The organism is Desulfitobacterium dehalogenans ATCC 51507, from assembly GCF_000243155.2.
GTDB lineage: Bacteria > Bacillota > Desulfitobacteriia > Desulfitobacteriales > Desulfitobacteriaceae > Desulfitobacterium > Desulfitobacterium dehalogenans.
In genome coordinates this window covers 3,133,139-3,148,519 of sequence record NC_018017.1, presented here as the reverse complement: position 1 = coordinate 3,148,519, position 15,381 = coordinate 3,133,139, and the positions used below count along the sequence as shown (strand labels likewise).

Sequence of the window (15,381 nt, the reverse complement as noted above, 5' to 3'; positions counted from 1 at the left end):
CTTGATGTAAAGTGAGCTGATTTTTTTCAGTATCTGTGTAGCTTTTTATTAGTGTTTTTCTTAAGGGTTTGAAAGGGTTTTTGTTGTTTTGAGTGAGCATGTGGAAGCCCTTCCAGGTTCGCTATTCGCTCGGTCCATTGGACTCCGGTCTTTGGGCCGTGACCTTCCAGGCTTTCCTTTGGGTCATGGATCGGATCTTTGGGGTTGTTTTTAAGCATGATTATGAGCGCAGCTTTAGGCCCGAAAGATGCCTTGAAGCAGAAGCCTTTGAAGAGGAATTCAGAGTTATGCTTTTGAAGCACTTCAAGATACAAGAGTCTTGTCTAAAACCCATGACTTGGAAAGACTTAATAGGATATTGAAAAAAATATACACATAGGCCAAAGGGACTATTCTCGGCTCCAGCTGAAGGGGGCCTATTTGACAACCATTGGAACTGGTATCATTAGGACTTTCATCTATATAGTGGGCAAAGGTTATCATCAAAATTGCATGTATTTAAGAAGTGATCTGTTGTGGGGACTTAATTGTAAACTATCCCAATTGGAGAATAGCACCAGGAAGTTGATAATCCTTAGGCAAAGTGGCTTTGATTCGCTTCCAAACCTGATCATCAACCAAGAGACTGGGATGCCTAGACGCTGAAGGAAACAGGTTGCAGTAGAAATCGGCTGTCATCGGCAGAAGAACATCGATAGACTGAGGATTAGGAATAACGTATTCATTAGGAAGGCATGTAAAAATTTTGCGCCAGATATGAAAGTTATTGAATTGAGTGTCTAACATAATATATTGGTAGCCGTCAGGACTTTCATTTAATTCTATAGCTACTTCCAATTCAGTATTAACCTCTGGTTCAGCATTGACCTCCGGTTCAGCATTGACCTCCGGTTCAGCATTGACCTCTGGTTCAGCATTGACCTCCGGTTCAGCATTGACCTTTGGTTCTACGCTAACCATTAATGGTTCTTTGCTGTCGTCTATATGAATCACCTTTTTTATACAACACCAGAAATATATAAATACCCGTGTTAACATTTTTATAAACCTGGTCCAGATGATTCTAAGGCTAATCATTAAGACTTCGCCTCCTTTCCGTAATAGCTTTTTGATAAACTTCTACGGTATGGTTTACCATGTTGTCTAGTGACCAATGAGACAACCCCCAATCCTTAGCTGCAGAACCAAGTGTAATTCGAAGAGATTGGCTTTTCAGCAACTTATTTAAATTGGCACATAAACACTCTATATTTCCTACAGGCGTCAATAAACCTGTAACATTGTGTTGGATCATTTCAGGCAATCCTCCTGCGTTACTGGCGATAATCGCTTTTCCGGCGAGTTGAGCTTCAATAATTGATAAAGGCTGGTTCTCAATAATGCTCGGAAGTACGAAGATGTCAGCTTGTGCCAATAAACTTGGGATATCATCTCGATTTCCTAAGAACATAACATCTTCTTCCAGTCCCAGGACCTTACACTGGAGGCGAAGTTCTGCTAGCTTATCTCCCTCTCCGGCAATCCAGCAAATCCAATCTTGACGTTCTTCCTTTAGTCGCCCGAGTGCATCAAGAAGATGCTCCACGCCTTTTAGTTGAACCAACCGGCCTGAATACATGATCACTTTCTTATTAACGGGACGTTTAATCTCGGATGTTTTCTTCATTAGCAGGAAAAATTTCTCAATATCGTAGCCATAATGAAACACTTCGATTTTCTCGTTGGGAACACGGAATTCGTCGGTTAGTATTTTTTTCATCCATTGATTATTAAGAACGGTGTATTCTGCTGATGATGCACCGTCATACTCCAGTTGGTCAAAATATCTTCTAGCCATATAAGAGGTCGGAGACTTGTGAATGGTCTCTAACTGAAGCCTAATCTCGTGTGCAACAGATCCATGAAGGGAGGCGACAAGGGCTGCTTTTGGTGGCCTAATTCGGTTGATGCTTACGGTGGAAATAACATCTTGCGTATGAATGACGTCATAGGATTCCAGACCGAAATAGGCGGTTGACAATTCAAAAAGATAACGACGGAATTCGGTATACTCTATAAGCTTATTCATATAGATTGTAGGGTAATCAGATTCATTTAGCATTGATTTAAGAACTGGAAGTAACTTATCAGTATTAAGTTGCTGTTTATTAACTAAGTGCACAAAACTTCCGGCTTCATCACCGTAGCCAAGTAAATCCACCTCATGATTTAATGATTCCAGCTTTTTTTTCAGTTGTAACATATACGGCCAAACGCCTCCCAAATGAGGGACATGCCAGTAGGTTGCAAGCAGAATTTTCATTGGTTCATCTCCTTTTTATGTAGACAGATGCCTAGGGGGCATCTGCAATCAAATTACTCCTTTATTAAAATTTTTGAGACAAAAAACCCTCGTCAGTCAGTATTTGTTTAATTTCTGCTTTGCTCTTGAGGAGATTCTTAGAAAAATAGGATTCCATTTTTACGGACGGACAAGAAGCATAAGCCTGCTTTAACGTCGGTATATTAGTCGACGGGAGTACCACCAAGTACTGATTGTTCAAAACCACCGAATTGTCACGTTCTATTGATGAGAGAAAAACCTCGTCGAGTTTTTCTCCCGGTCTAATTCCGGTTTCGACAATTTCTGTATCTGCCGTACCATAAGTTTCTATTAATACCTCAGCCAAATCCAATATCTTCCACTGCGACATCATCAAAATGAAAGTTTCTCCACCCTTTCCTTCCTTGGCTGCAGTTAGTAAAAGTTCGGTTGCCGATTTCGGGGTCATAAAGAACCGGATCATCTTTTTGTCAGTAATACCGATTTTACGTTTTTCTTTTAACTGCTCAATAAATATATTAAGGACACTGCCGTTGGAACCGAGAATATTACCTCCTCGTACGTTAATGAACTTCGTCTCTTCGTTTTGTAGATTCGCGTATACGATAAGCTTTTCGCCAATCGCTTTAGTCATTCCATAAAAGTTGACCGGATCTGCTGCCTTGTCAGTTGAGATGTTTATAACCTTTTTTACACGATTTGCAATCGCAGCTTCGATCACATTTTGTGTTCCAATTACGTTTGTTTTCCAAGCCTCTAACGGCTGTTCTTCGCAGACGGGTACGTGCTTCAGCGCGGCAAGATGAAAAATGTAATTTACCCCTTCACACGCTTTAGTCAAGGCATTAAGATCTCGGACGTCACCTATAGAAAAAATCAATCTTGGGTCATTGATTTCCCGATTCATTTTTACTTGGCTGGCTTCGTTACGGGAAAAAATGATAATTCTTTGTGGATTATGAAGTAATAATTCCTTTACCAACTCTTGTCCCCATGAGCCACTTCCCCCGGTAACCAAAATGATTGAGTTTGTGAACATATTATTCACTCCTTATTGCTAATATCAATGTCTTTAAGCATTTTTGTCCAGAAGTGATCATTCGCGGTAAACTTATTTTCGGCAGGAAGTTGAATTGCGCACACTTTATCCAAAGGCCAATCGTCTTCAACCAACCCTTGAACATTCGTATGATTAACAAGAAGCACTCGAAAATCATTCCTGACTAAAGCCGACAGCACCTTTACAAGCTCTTTAGCTTCTCCCAGATCACCTTCAGTCCGAACAAAAAGCATACGTTGACAAGTGGCTGCTTTCTCCAGAAAACGATGAATGCGACGATCAAATTTTTCTTTTACTTCCGCATAACTGCCTAAGTGAGATAATGAATTTTTCCCTATTTCGAAATCGTGATTGGACACCATATGGTAGGCGTCGTCTGATACACATATATTTTTTTCTCCGGCATAGCCGATAATCCGTAAATTGGGAAGGTCCATAAACCCAATAAAACGGTTCTTTAAAAGACGATTAACATCGGACAACGCGGGAGAAGCCATCCAATCCAAAACCCCTGAGTAAGGTCTGAGGTTATTCTTTTCCAGTTGTATAGAGCCGAGGCAAAGATCCCCTAGACTATAAACGGCATCGTACGTTCCTTTCAAATCTTGTAGTCGCAATATCACTATCTCCTTTTATTTTATTTTTTGAATAGGCATAGGTGGTGGCTAAACCGTCTGGTAAGTCTATCAGTGGCTGCCACTGCAACAGTTCATATGCTTTTCTGTTATCTAGGCAACTGTGTTTTACATCTCCTTGATTGGCTGGAGTGTGAATGATTTCGAACGCCGATCCATGAATACGGGACAACATAGAGACTAATTGGTTTACTGAAGTCTTTCCGGATGAACTGACCTGGATGATTTCCTGATCTCCCCGCTCAACTGCAGCCTGAATTGCCCGGACCACATCTTTCACATATACAAAATCACGTGTTTGTGCGCCATCACCGTGAATGTTAAGTGTTTTTTTTGCATGGATATGATCCAAAAAAACAGCTACTACTCCACCTTCCCCTTTGGCTATTTGCCCTGGGCCATAGACATTGCTGAAACGCAGGATGGTGTAGGAAATTCCATAAAGTTGATGGAAAAGAAGAATATATGACTCGGCGGCCCATTTAGATAAGCCATAATAGGAGATTGGTGCCACTGGATCTTCTTCTGAAATCGGTTCCTTATGCAGATCTCCATACACAGCTGAAGTAGAAGTGAAGATCAGTTTTCTAACCTTGGCTTCCCGGCAAGCCTCAAGAAGGTTGATTGTTCCGCAAATATTCACCTTGGCATCATATTGCGGATCCTGAAGAGATTTCCGAACATCTGTCTGAGCAGCTAAGTGAAAAACGACATCGGGTTTTTCACGTATAATAACGGCTTTGGCATCTCTACTACATATATCCATATGGTGGAATGCCACAAGCGGGTGAGACATACATGACTGTCCAGATACCAAATTGTCTATTATGGAGACTTCAATACCTTGGCAAACAAGAGATTCTACAAGATGGGAGCCAATGAAGCCAGCTCCTCCAGTCACGAGGACTTTCATATTCATTCTCCTTTTATATTTTGTGTATTCTATGCATATTGACAGTGTTAAGTGAATAGGGTTCTGGTGCAAAAATAAGCTCTTGTGTATGCTCCACGAATGTCGATTACTAGGTAGTGAAAGTCCACTATGGGGGCTTGTAGTTGCCAACCATTAGTCAAGAGCAACGGTGTCTGATGTCAATAGATTTTGCGGAAGTTTTTATGAAAAAAGCACCGAGATTATCGATGCTTGTCACGTTTATGGGAGTATGTGCGTATAGTGTAGTAGGGATGTTATTTGTTACCCTGGTGTGGTCGGCCGGGGTTTCTGCTTTTTAAACTTGTCACACATCCCCGGCCAGGGACATATAGTGGGGTGGGGATGATAGTCATAAAGTTACCTCTAAATGGCTAATTTATATTCTTCTAAGCAGAAACCCGGTACAAATATAAGGCGCTGGGCTTCTGCTTTTTTACTCCCAGGAATGGTTGTCACGCTTTACTCGTTATGGACATATAGTATAGTGAGCCGAGAGCTTTATTGGTAGATATAGTCATAGTTCCTTTCTTTGGAGCAGAAACCCTGGTGTGGTCGGCCGGGGTTTCTGCTTTTTAAACTTGTCACACATCCCCGGCCAGGGACATATAGTGGGGTGGGGATGATAGTCATAAAGTTACCTCTAAATGGCTAATTTATATTCTTCTAAGCAGAAACCCGGTACAAATATAAGGCGCTGGGCTTCTGCTTTTTTACTCCCAGGAATGGTTGTCACGCTTTACTCGTTATGGACATATAGTATAGTGAGCCGAGAGCTTTATTGGTAGATATAGTCATAGTTCCTTTCTTTGGAGCAGAAACCCTGGTGTGGTCGGCCGGGGTTTCTGCTTTTTAAACTTGTCACACATCCCCGGCCAGGGACATATAGTGGGGTGGGGATGATAGTCATAAAGTTACCTCTAAACGGCTAATTTATATTCTTCTAAGCAGAAACCCGGTACAAATATAAGGCGCTGGGCTTCTGCTTTTTTACTCCCAGGAATGGTTGTCACGCTTTACTCGTTATGGACATATAGTATAGTGAGCCGAGAGCTTTATTGGTAGATATAGTCATAGTATCCTTTCTTTGGAGCAGAAACCCTGGTGTGGTCGGCCGGGGTTTCTGCTTTTTAAACTTGTCACACATCCCCGGCCAGGGACATATAGTGGGGTGGGGATGATAGTCATAAAGTTACCTCTAAATGGCTAATTTATATTCTTCTAAGTAGAAACCCGGTACAAATATAAGGCGCTGGGCTTCTGCTTTTTTACTCCCAGGAATGGTTGTCACGCTTTACTCGTTATGGACATATAGTATAGTGAGCCGAGAGCTTTATTGGTAGATATAGTCATAGTTCCTTTCTTTGGAGCAGAAACCCTGGTGTGGTGAGCCGGGGTTTCTGCTTTTTTATTCCCGGGAGTGTTTGCACACATCCCCTGGCAGGGGCATAGAGTATAGTGTCAATGACCTTGATGTCCTTGACCCCTGTTAGGGCGGTGCTGGAGCAAGAACCCCGGTTCACATTGTTGGCCGGGGCTTCTGCTTTTTTTTGCCTTCTTTTTTATAGCTTTGCCTTACTAGCCTTTTCTAGTGCCACTGTTCGTCTACTGCTAATATTTCTGCCAAATTACTTGAGTTTCTTCATAAACTGCTTTGCAAATACCACCCATATTGCTTGCGCACTATTGACGGTAACTTTCACGCGTAAATGGGGAAAGAGAGCTCATCTTTGCTATGAAGTCGGGTAGTCTTGGCAGGGTGAAAGTCTCAACGTATTTACTTACCTACTCACCCTTTTTCCAGAAGAGTGGAATAGAGTTCACCTGAAATAGCACACCTCGTTTTACTGTCTTATTTTCTCGTTGGTCAAAATTCGCGGGAATTCGTCAAACGAATTGTGCGATAATTACATGAATATAGCTTAATTTAGAATAAGATTGTTCTTGGAACTAAAGGAGTGCATGAGAAATGAGAGATATCAGAAAAACACGGGTGATGCTTGGGCTATTAGTGACTGTTTTGATAAGTAATTGTTTTATTTCATTAACTCCTGAGAAGGCTATAGCTCATTCTGGGAGGACGGATTCAAGCGGTGGCCATAGAGATAATAAAAATGCAAGTGGTTTAGGAAGTTATCATTATCATCATGGTTATAGTGCACACTTACACCCTAATGGCATATGTCCCTATGAAGCTCCGGCCGAGATACCGGTTTCTTCGGTTTCAATAACTTCTAACAAAGATACTTTAAACATTGGAGAAAGTATAGAGCTTAAAGCTGAGACGAATCCAGCAAATGCAACGAATAAGTCTGTTTCTTGGACATCTAGTGATACAAATGTTGTTACTGTAAATAGTAGCGGAGTGATCACTGCTGTCGGAGCTGGAACTGCTGTAATTAGTGTGCAAGCTAATAATGGGATGAAGGATAATACCTCAATATCCGTTATTAAGCCGGTAGAAGAGATCTCTATAGAAGAGAAAGAGTTTTCATTATTAGTTGGTGAGAGTAAGGTATTGACAGCTAGTATAGCTCCAAGAGATGCAACAGAAACGTCTATTTCTTGGTCATCAACTGATCCGAGTATTGTTGAGGTTAGTAATACCGGTGAGGTATCTGCAAAGAGTGTCGGTATTGCTACTATCACTGCCGAAACACTTAATGGGGTAACTGATAGTATAGAAATTGAGGTATCTAAGTTGGAGGAAGCCATTCCTGCGAGTTCTTCACCTGTGACCAAAACGGATTTAGCCAAAACTGAAGAGAAAACAGCTTCGGACAATAATGGCTTCGAGAGTATCGTTGGTATAGGCATTTTAGGAGCCGTGGCTATTGCGGTTAGAAAGGTTAGGAGTGGTAGGAAGTAGGAGTACATGAAGGAAATAATTATTTTTCTAGCTGTAAATGTAAGATTCCCGGGGAGTATTATGGGGCGATCTAAATCTCGGGGTTAGGAGGATCTGCGTGGGGGAAATTGAAAAATTTATAAATGAAATGGTAAGGCAAGGCGTGAATAAGCAATATATTGAAAATATGAACTAAAAAACTTAAAATTACTTACCCCTGCATTTATAATTTAAGGATAAGTTTCCACGCTGTAAGATTAAGTATAGAAATCTCACAAAATCCGGATTGCTAAGATTACCTTCAAGTGTTGAAATATTTCATGATTAACCAGGTGTTTATCACCTGGTTAATTTTTTCCCCTAGATCCATAGGAACGCCAGTCATTATCGAATAACCTGGAGAACAGGGGAAAGCGATTACCGGATTATGTCCAACTTACTTTTATTTGTTCGTTAAATCATTCGTTAGATTAATCGTTTACCTATTCGTTATAACGAAGAAAAAGATTGTCTAAATCCGCATGAATACTTATATGTTCAATATAAAGAAGAGGGTGCAGGGAGAAGAGTGGGGGAGTTGGGGGAGAGGAGAGGGATTTATTTTATGTGTAAAAAGGGGTTTACTGCTTTGCCTTTTATTCTGATCTCATAGTGTAGATGAGGTCCGGTGGAGCGACCAGTATTTCCGCTGTATGCTATCTTTGTACCTTTGACAACAGGATATCCTTCCTTAACCAGGATATCTCTGTTATGTGCATATAAGGCTTGGAGCCCATTTTGGTATTCTACTATAACGACTTGCCCATAGATATTATCCCATTGTGCTTTTATGACTTTCCCATCAGCTTGAGCTCTTATCGGTGTTCCTTCTGGTATGGCGATGTCTATTCCGTGATGATGAGGTGGGTCATAGGTTTTCGTAATTTCTCCTTGGACGGGCATTTCAAACTTTTTCCCTCCTGCAGCAAAATCCGTTATGGTATTTAATAATGGGGAAATATCTTCGAGGGTAGTGTTGACTAAAAGCAAAATACCAAGAGAGAGGATAAGCTGCTGAAAGGGTTTGAGTTTAAAAGCGCCTAGTGTTACCCAGATGATGAAGGTAAAGAAGCCGATGATGGTAATGTGGGCAATCCATAGGATCATTAGAAACCATTTCCTTGGGATAACCCGAATATTTTACCTAAAAGGGTGAGGGCAACGCCGACGACAGAAAGAATCGCGGCGATTTCCATTCCGGTTTTGTAATAGATGGACCAGGTTCCTTTACCTATAGAAACCAGGAATCGTTCACCCAGGAAGGTAATGAGTCCGGCCAGCAATACTCCGAGCATGATCATTCCTGGAGTGCCCGGGCCGAAGAATGATTTAGCGATTTCTGCCATGCATACATTCCTCCTTTATCTGGTCCAATGTGAAGACTTGAAAGTCCAATCCATATTCGTTGTCCTTTGTGATTTTTTCAAGGATTGAGTTTTTCCTGCGGTTTGTTGTAGTGACGATGACTATTGAGGGAAAACCTACAGCTAAAGGTCCCCACCAATAATTCATGTATTCTTGACTGGAGTATAAGCGATTGTATTTGGTAACTTTATCGAATTCATTTTTGGATTCGGCAATATCCAATTCAACGAAATAGAAAGTGAGCTTGTTATAGGCTAAATTTTTTATTGCTGCGAATCCGTCCGGCCGAAGTATTTTTCCATAAGGGACTTCCCATTCGAAGCTGTGGAATTTCTCCCAGCCTTTCTTTATTCTTTTGTTGAACCACACATAAACCCAATTGACGGCAAGCTTATGTTCGAGCTGACCCGGGCGTTTATCCAGATAGTAGAAGTAGGGTCTATCGAAACTAAGCCGGTCACGTTTGATGAGCTTTTTATCTTTGACTAATTTCCTTAACCTTTGTTGGGCCATGCGTAGGCTGACGGTATCAAAGAAAAGAAGTTTAATTTGGTCGGTGTCGAGAACCTGGCATTCCTCCAGGAGGGAGAGCAAGGTTTTGTCGCGGAGGTAGCCTTTCTGATGGTTGGTTAATAAAGAAGTCAACTTTTTTCAACCTCCTGTCTTTTGAATCCTTCAGAAGCATAGCGGCATCTTCAGGATCGAGAAACAGGGTTTGTACTTCAATCATTTCTAAGCCGCATTTATAAATTGCTCTGCCTTGGATGGCTTCAAGGTGTGCTGCCCGGTCGTTATCAAGGATCATATGGCTATTAATAGAGTCGGCACAGATGAACGCCAGCCGGCCAAGGAACATTGCTTTGACATCTCCAAAGTTATCAAAGACTTTTGAGGAGGGTCTTTGGGTGGCGGCTATGATGTGGATTCCGGTGAATCTTCCCATCCGGAGCAATCGCCATAAGTGGTCGATTGTTTCTTTATCCTGCAGTTCGGCCATTTCGTCGATTATGACGATAATAAAGGGCATGTCGCCGCCTTGGGTTAGATACTTTTGGACTTTAACACAATTGGCTTTTTTGAGGATCTTTTTCCGTTTATCCATTTCATGGTTCAACTTCTGGAACAGGATTTTGGCATGCTGCATTTCGTCAACGACTAAGGCGTAATCTTCCAGGTATGCGAATTCTGTGCTTTTGGGGTCTACTATGACCAAGTAGGTATCCGGCCGGGAGAGGAGAATTGAATTAGCTATGACATGAAGTGCATTCGATTTGCCAAAGTTTGTTTCTCCTCCGGTGAAGAAGTGTGGATATTCTGCCAGATCGCGGACCAGTAATCCTTTAGCACTCATTCCGATTGGGAAGGGTAAGTGCATGCTGTTGTATTTAGTGTGATCATAGAGGGAATAAGGGTAACTCTTTTTTAACTCCTCGGTTAAGACTTCCATGATGATTGTGGTTCCTCGCTTTTCGATAAGGAGAGAGCCGCCGGTTGCATCGGCAAAAAGCCGTTCCTTTTTCTTGAATTCATCAAACCCTTTCCCGGGCGGGAGGTGGATTAGAAATCTGTGAGCTTTGTCAGCAAGTTTGATCTGTTTGATAATTAGCGGCCTTGGCTCCTTTGGATATTGATCGTCTATTACGTCGCTGATGGCAGCGTACACTGGTCCTTTTCTGCGAATGTAAATGTATCTGAGCCGGTCAACCAAGGGAGCATCATTACGAAGCATAGCTAACCTCCTTGGTTATTTTCTATTGTTTTTTGTTATTTTCTTTTTCAGTTTCCGGTTCATTTAGTGGGCCTTCTCCATAGACGACTTCACGCCAGCGTTTTCGGGCAAGGTAGGGATGATTGACGATGTATTCCCGGAGCGAGTTCCGGACATGAAAAGATAGTTCATTATCCGGTAAATCGTCAAGTATTGGGCGCAGATCTTCATCATCCCAGAAATGGCGCTTTTTTTTACCCATAGTATCACCTCCTTGGGGGTACTGTGTGTTCCTCTGGTGATACTAAACTATTCAAGAGTGATATGTTTCTTGTTTGTCCGCATATATGTAAATATAGGAAAATCCCCAGACTTATTCGTCTGGGGATTCTTCTAAGTAGACTATATCCTCTACTTTCATATTAAGTTTTCTAGCCATTTTAAGAGCCATTTCCAGAGAGGGTTGAACGTGTTGGTGTTCATACCTACTGTAATTAGCTGGAGCCAGTCCAAGGAATTCTGCAATATCTTTCTTCTTATCAAAAAACATCTGATGTCTAATTTCTTTTAACCGATTCTTTACTCCCATGATTATAACTCCTTTCTTGTCCAATTAAGTATAAGGAAAATAGTTCCGCAAAAATTGGCGAATTCCTTCTATATGAAAAGAGCACTAAACTCACAAGCCATTTTTTTTAAGTTTTTTGTTGCATATAAGTCTTGTTTTAAATGTCATTTAATGATAATGTTTAAATAAATATATAAATAAATATATATATAAATAAAGATGCCTATATAGGCATAATGAGAGGGATGATGCGTAATGGCTGTTACTTTACGCGAATACCCAACTGTTAAGGGTAAAGATGCTACAAGGTTTTTAAAAAGGCAAGAGCAGCAAAAATTAAATCTACAAAAAAGGGCAGATAAAAAATTAGCTAGTAGGAAAAATGCCTAAAGAACTTGAACTTGAGATATCAAAATTATATATTCGTGGTATTAAGGCTGAAGATTGGGCTGAATCAAAAGAGTTTCGTTGTGGAAATGGATCTATGGATAACTTCCTATACATGGAAGCTTATGAGGAACACATTTATAGGCATGCTAGCACTACTCTTGTCTTTTATGAGGAGGAGCTAGCGGCCTATTTTACATTACATCGAGCTCCACTTAAGTTTCAATTGGGAGAAAATGAAGATGAAAAAGTAACTCAGGATGCTTTAGCTTTAGCGAGATTGGCAGTCTCAAGAAAATACCAAGGGAAAGGTCTAGGGACTCATATACTTAAGGAAATTATTATTAGAAATGCTTATATTCATAATGAAATACACATTATTACTGACGCTCTTTATGAAAAATGGAAGTGGTATAATGAAATTGGATTTGTACCATTAATTGAGGACGAAATCGATGAAGAGAATCCAAGTGAAGTGGTTTTCATGGCTTTAGAGCTTTTAGACGGAAAGCTGATAGTGGAATTTATTGATCCATATTAGACAGTATTCTAGTTATATTTTATGGGCATATATCTTATTGAGGTGATTTATCATGCCCGTAAATTTTAGACCTTTTCCTGTAGTCAAAGGTAAAGATGCCGAGAGGCATCTAGAACGACAACGTAGAAATAGGGAGACTCTAAAACGAATATTAAAGGATGCGACTAAAAAATTAAAGAAGCAATAATTGTATAATGAAAAAACTTAAAGTCCCCAGGAGCACATATTGGTATGCCCCTGGGGACTTTTATTGCTCCTCATACTTTTCCTTAACTATCGCCTGTAGTAAAAGCGTCACATTATCAAGACGGTCTTCTATAGATTCGTTCGCTCTTTTCATCCCGTTCTCGACGGCTAATTTTATTATGTAGTAAAGGATTAAGACACCCACGCCCCAGACTATAAAGATTAAGGTCAGGTTTGCAAGTAATAAACTTGTGCCGATGGTTGGTCACCTCCTTTGAAAAGGTGAGTAAATTAAAGCTTGAGAGAAACATCATCATTCGCTATAGACGCAAATTCAAAATTCAGTCTATCAAGCTTATATTTAGGCATCCGCTCTCCACACTCCCAAGCTCTAAGGGTTCTTACATTAACTCCAAGAAATTTTGCATACTCCGATAGGGTCATCCCACGCATTAGACGTGCTTTTTTTATTTGTTCCGGAAGTGTTCTTTCAGGGAGGCAGTCAAAAGCAGCCAACTTATAAAAAGGGACCTCTAAAACAGCCCCTAGGGTTTTCAGAGTTGATAGCAAAGGATTGACCTTATTGTGCTCTATACCTAGAATTGTCACTTCGCTTAGTCCACTTGCTCTTACTAAATTTGCTATTGTCATTTTCTTAGCAAGTCTTGCTTTCCGAACACGAGACCCCGTTGTATTCCCGAGAATAACTGTTCCAGCTTGCCGTGGTGGCAAAGTTTCCTTCTTATTATATAACGCCCAATATTGTAAACTACACGGACAGGGATTCATGCTGGCGACAATACTTAGCCGGGCAGGGTATTTGACACTGCCCCGCTGCCGGGTCAAGGTCAATTCCCGGTCCTCTAAAGGTTGACGCAGAGATTCGAGGACTTCCCGGGAAAACTCCGGCAATTCATCCAGGAAGAGTACGCCATGATTAGCCAGAATGAGTTCGCCGGGTTTAAGGTCACGGCCGCCACCGAGAATCCCTGCTGCAGTTGCCGAATGGTGGGGCTGGCGAAAGGGTCTTGATTGAATAAGCTGCCCGTTATGGCCCAATAAACCGGCGATGCTGTAGATTTTAGTAACTTCAAGGCTCTCAGTTCGCGTCAAAGAAGGGAGGATTCCCGCATAGGCTTTGGCGAGCATGGTTTTGCCTGAGCCGGGGGAACCCATAAGCAGGATATTATGTCCCCCGGCAGCGGCAATTTCCAAAGCTCTTTTCGCTTGCTGCTGACCTCGGATGGAGCATAAATCCAGGGTTTCCTCAGAAGGCTGCTCAATGGGGGAAGAATCGGTTAAAGGAAACGATGCTGTGAAGGGGGAAGAAAAGAGCTCCTCGGTATGGAGTGCACTCACCAATTGAACAAGGTTTTCTGCTGAGCCGCTTTTGATTTCTTCAATAAGATTGGCCTCGAGGAAGTTCTCATGAGGAACAATCAAGGCGTAGGAGGAGAGTTGGGCTAAGGAAACGGCCATTGCAAGAACTCCGGATACCGGCCGTAGTTGTCCTTCTAAAGAAAGCTCTCCGACGAATACCATCCCGGTGAGTTTTTCCAGAGGACATTGTCCTGTAGCGGCCAGTATACCGACGGCAATAGGTAAATCCAACCCTGATCCATCCTTTTTTATATCGGCAGGGGCTAAATTAACCGTAATACGCTGCAAAGGGAAATTAAACCCCGAATTTTTGATGGCTGAGCGAACACGTTCCCGAGATTCCCGTACGGCAATGTTGGGAAGCCCGACGATAGCAAAATCAGGCAAGCCGTTGGAGACATCCACTTCCACCCGAATTAAATGAGCCTGAATTCCAGATACGGCCATGCCATGAACAGAAGCAAACATCAAATCCCTCCCATAGAAGGAAGAATTCGACAAATACCTATATTTTCCTTCCAGAATCGCTTGCAAATTTTTGTCTATGGAGGGGGAGGCAGCCCCGGGTGGAAAAGAAATATGCTCCTCCATCTGTAGTGGTTTTTACTAACCGGACTACATTGGGGAGCATTGATTTTTTTATTTTATCCGTTTAAGATAGGCGGTTTCCATTTGCAGGATGTCAATCTTGGCTTCGATTCGCTCCAGCGAGCGAGAAACATTTTGATTGATATCTTTTTGTACTTCTCTGGCGTCAAATAAAGCCGCAATTTTCTTCGTTAAACCTTCTTCCATGCGAGTTTGTGATTGTTTGAGGCTGGAGATGTCCTCTTTCATAGAGGAAATATCTATTTTCATGGAAGAGATATCTTGGTCCATACGAGCTTGTGATTGCTTAAGACCGGAGATGTCCTCTTTCATAGAGGAAATATCTATTTTCATGGAAGAGATATCTTGGTCCATACGAGCTTGTGATTGCTTAAGGTTGGAGATATCCTCTTTCATAGAGGAAATATCCATTTTCATGGAAGAGATATCTTGGTCCATACGGGCTTGTGATTGTTTAAGACCGGAGATATCCCCTTTCATATTGGAGATGTCCACTTTCATAAGGTCGATATCTGCCTTCATGGCATCGATATCTACCTTCATAGTGGAGATGTCAAGCTTCATAGTGTTGATGTCAGCCTGCATTACCTCTTGGTTGATAGCTAAAGTGTCTATACTTTTAGTGAGTGTACTCAGCTGCTGGATTACTAATTCCTGAAATTGACTATTATCCAATAAATCAATCCTCCTTATCAACTGGGTATCTCTTTAATTTACTCTTCTTGATAATCATATAAGACAAGCTTTGGGTTGTAAAGTGCAAAAAAAACAATTCCTGGAACGATATTAGGAAGTAATAAT

The 15,381-nt window shown here is 41.4% G+C and carries 19 protein-coding genes; 5 read left to right on the top strand and 14 right to left on the bottom strand.

Annotated features, from left to right (window positions below; all coding sequences use genetic code 11):
* Positions 1-92 precede the first annotated feature (92 nt).
* The gene (locus tag DESDE_RS15250) at positions 93-362 is read left to right on the top strand and encodes a hypothetical protein (RefSeq protein ID WP_158309874.1); all 270 of its coding nucleotides are present in this window, start codon (positions 93-95) and stop codon (positions 360-362) included.
* Between the two features lie 172 nt (positions 363-534).
* Here DESDE_RS15250 and DESDE_RS15245 read toward each other — a convergent pair whose 3' ends face one another.
* The 5 genes from DESDE_RS15245 to DESDE_RS15225 all read right to left on the bottom strand — a co-directional run bounded on the left by DESDE_RS15245 (position 535) and on the right by DESDE_RS15225 (position 4,931).
* Entirely contained in the window at positions 535-993 is a 459-nt protein-coding gene (locus DESDE_RS15245) for a hypothetical protein (RefSeq protein ID WP_148269924.1), read from the bottom strand.
* 76 nt (positions 994-1,069) lie between these two features.
* The gene (locus DESDE_RS15240) at positions 1,070-2,302 is read right to left on the bottom strand and encodes a glycosyltransferase family 4 protein (protein ID WP_014794917.1); all 1,233 of its coding nucleotides are present in this window, start codon (positions 2,300-2,302) and stop codon (positions 1,070-1,072) included.
* A gap of 64 nt (positions 2,303-2,366) precedes the next feature.
* Entirely contained in the window at positions 2,367-3,362 is a 996-nt protein-coding gene (locus tag DESDE_RS15235; RefSeq protein WP_014794916.1) for a polysaccharide biosynthesis protein, read from the bottom strand.
* 5 nt (positions 3,363-3,367) lie between these two features.
* On the bottom strand, positions 3,368-4,006 hold the full coding sequence (locus DESDE_RS15230; RefSeq protein WP_427846200.1) for a DUF1796 family putative cysteine peptidase: 639 nt from the start codon (positions 4,004-4,006) through the stop codon (positions 3,368-3,370).
* Positions 3,957-4,931: an NAD-dependent epimerase/dehydratase family protein gene (locus DESDE_RS15225; RefSeq protein ID WP_014794914.1), complete on the bottom strand. Its 975-nt coding sequence runs from the start codon at positions 4,929-4,931 to the stop codon at positions 3,957-3,959. Before DESDE_RS15225 ends, DESDE_RS15230 begins: the two co-directional genes overlap by 50 nt.
* Positions 4,932-5,074: 143 nt before the next feature.
* Here DESDE_RS15225 and DESDE_RS21860 point away from each other — a divergent pair, with 143 nt between their 5' ends.
* Together DESDE_RS21860 and DESDE_RS22225 are read left to right on the top strand one after the other, a co-directional pair.
* The gene (locus DESDE_RS21860; RefSeq protein ID WP_158309873.1) at positions 5,075-5,251 is read left to right on the top strand and encodes a hypothetical protein; all 177 of its coding nucleotides are present in this window, start codon (positions 5,075-5,077) and stop codon (positions 5,249-5,251) included.
* A 1,667-nt stretch (positions 5,252-6,918) separates the two neighbouring features.
* Positions 6,919-7,818, top strand: a complete 900-nt coding sequence (locus DESDE_RS22225; protein WP_014794913.1) for an Ig-like domain-containing protein — start codon at positions 6,919-6,921, stop codon at positions 7,816-7,818.
* Positions 7,819-8,394: 576 nt separating this feature from the next.
* Here DESDE_RS22225 and DESDE_RS15215 read toward each other — a convergent pair.
* From DESDE_RS15215 to DESDE_RS15190, 6 genes are all read right to left on the bottom strand, one after another.
* On the bottom strand, positions 8,395-8,943 hold the full coding sequence (locus tag DESDE_RS15215; protein WP_014794912.1) for a M23 family metallopeptidase: 549 nt from the start codon (positions 8,941-8,943) through the stop codon (positions 8,395-8,397).
* Positions 8,943-9,182 (bottom strand): hypothetical protein, encoded by a 240-nt coding sequence (locus DESDE_RS15210; protein ID WP_014794911.1) that lies wholly within the window; start codon positions 9,180-9,182, stop codon positions 8,943-8,945. The genes DESDE_RS15215 and DESDE_RS15210 overlap by 1 nt, the downstream gene beginning before the upstream one ends.
* Positions 9,166-9,846, bottom strand: coding sequence for a replication-relaxation family protein (locus DESDE_RS15205; RefSeq protein ID WP_148269923.1), 681 nt, complete (start codon positions 9,844-9,846; stop codon positions 9,166-9,168). Before DESDE_RS15205 ends, DESDE_RS15210 begins: the two co-directional genes overlap by 17 nt.
* The gene (locus DESDE_RS15200; protein WP_014794909.1) at positions 9,746-10,930 is read right to left on the bottom strand and encodes an FtsK/SpoIIIE domain-containing protein; all 1,185 of its coding nucleotides are present in this window, start codon (positions 10,928-10,930) and stop codon (positions 9,746-9,748) included. The genes DESDE_RS15205 and DESDE_RS15200 overlap by 101 nt, the downstream gene beginning before the upstream one ends.
* Positions 10,931-10,952: 22 nt before the next feature.
* Entirely contained in the window at positions 10,953-11,171 is a 219-nt protein-coding gene (locus DESDE_RS15195; RefSeq protein WP_014794908.1) for a hypothetical protein, read from the bottom strand.
* 111 nt (positions 11,172-11,282) lie between these two features.
* Positions 11,283-11,498: a helix-turn-helix transcriptional regulator gene (locus tag DESDE_RS15190; RefSeq protein ID WP_014794907.1), complete on the bottom strand. Its 216-nt coding sequence runs from the start codon at positions 11,496-11,498 to the stop codon at positions 11,283-11,285.
* Positions 11,499-11,732: 234 nt separating this feature from the next.
* Here DESDE_RS15190 and DESDE_RS22810 point away from each other — a divergent pair, with 234 nt between their 5' ends.
* Positions 11,733-11,867 (top strand): hypothetical protein, encoded by a 135-nt coding sequence (locus DESDE_RS22810; RefSeq protein WP_282433502.1) that lies wholly within the window; start codon positions 11,733-11,735, stop codon positions 11,865-11,867.
* Positions 11,860-12,405, top strand: coding sequence for a GNAT family N-acetyltransferase (locus DESDE_RS15185; protein ID WP_014794906.1), 546 nt, complete (start codon positions 11,860-11,862; stop codon positions 12,403-12,405). Before DESDE_RS22810 ends, DESDE_RS15185 begins: the two co-directional genes overlap by 8 nt.
* Positions 12,406-12,652: 247 nt before the next feature.
* Here DESDE_RS15185 and DESDE_RS23035 read toward each other — a convergent pair whose 3' ends face one another.
* The 3 genes from DESDE_RS23035 to DESDE_RS15175 form a co-directional block, all read right to left on the bottom strand.
* Positions 12,653-12,796, bottom strand: a complete 144-nt coding sequence (locus tag DESDE_RS23035; RefSeq protein ID WP_427846199.1) for a DUF6019 family protein — start codon at positions 12,794-12,796, stop codon at positions 12,653-12,655.
* A gap of 86 nt (positions 12,797-12,882) precedes the next feature.
* On the bottom strand, positions 12,883-14,439 hold the full coding sequence (locus tag DESDE_RS15180) for a YifB family Mg chelatase-like AAA ATPase (protein ID WP_014794904.1): 1,557 nt from the start codon (positions 14,437-14,439) through the stop codon (positions 12,883-12,885).
* Positions 14,440-14,610: 171 nt separating this feature from the next.
* Positions 14,611-15,255: a hypothetical protein gene (locus DESDE_RS15175; RefSeq protein WP_014794903.1), complete on the bottom strand. Its 645-nt coding sequence runs from the start codon at positions 15,253-15,255 to the stop codon at positions 14,611-14,613.
* Positions 15,256-15,381 lie beyond the last annotated feature (126 nt).

Bases quoted from the DNA above. Each gene is read 5' to 3' on its own strand.
- DESDE_RS15240 (WP_014794917.1), bottom strand. From the start codon at position 2,302: ATGAAAATTCTGCTTGCAACCTACTGGCATGTCCCTCATTTGGGAGGC.
- DESDE_RS15235 (WP_014794916.1), bottom strand. From the start codon at position 3,362: ATGTTCACAAACTCAATCATTTTGGTTACCGGGGGAAGTGGCTCATGG.
- DESDE_RS15225 (WP_014794914.1), bottom strand. From the start codon at position 4,931: ATGAAAGTCCTCGTGACTGGAGGAGCTGGCTTCATTGGCTCCCATCTT.
- DESDE_RS22225 (WP_014794913.1), top strand. From the start codon at position 6,919: ATGAGAGATATCAGAAAAACACGGGTGATGCTTGGGCTATTAGTGACT.
- DESDE_RS15215 (WP_014794912.1), bottom strand. From the start codon at position 8,943: ATGATCCTATGGATTGCCCACATTACCATCATCGGCTTCTTTACCTTC.
- DESDE_RS15210 (WP_014794911.1), bottom strand. From the start codon at position 9,182: ATGGCAGAAATCGCTAAATCATTCTTCGGCCCGGGCACTCCAGGAATG.
- DESDE_RS15200 (WP_014794909.1), bottom strand. From the start codon at position 10,930: ATGCTTCGTAATGATGCTCCCTTGGTTGACCGGCTCAGATACATTTAC.
- DESDE_RS15195 (WP_014794908.1), bottom strand. From the start codon at position 11,171: ATGGGTAAAAAAAAGCGCCATTTCTGGGATGATGAAGATCTGCGCCCA.
- DESDE_RS15190 (WP_014794907.1), bottom strand. From the start codon at position 11,498: ATGGGAGTAAAGAATCGGTTAAAAGAAATTAGACATCAGATGTTTTTT.
- DESDE_RS22810 (WP_282433502.1), top strand. From the start codon at position 11,733: ATGGCTGTTACTTTACGCGAATACCCAACTGTTAAGGGTAAAGATGCT.
- DESDE_RS15185 (WP_014794906.1), top strand. From the start codon at position 11,860: ATGCCTAAAGAACTTGAACTTGAGATATCAAAATTATATATTCGTGGT.
- DESDE_RS15180 (WP_014794904.1), bottom strand. From the start codon at position 14,439: ATGTTTGCTTCTGTTCATGGCATGGCCGTATCTGGAATTCAGGCTCAT.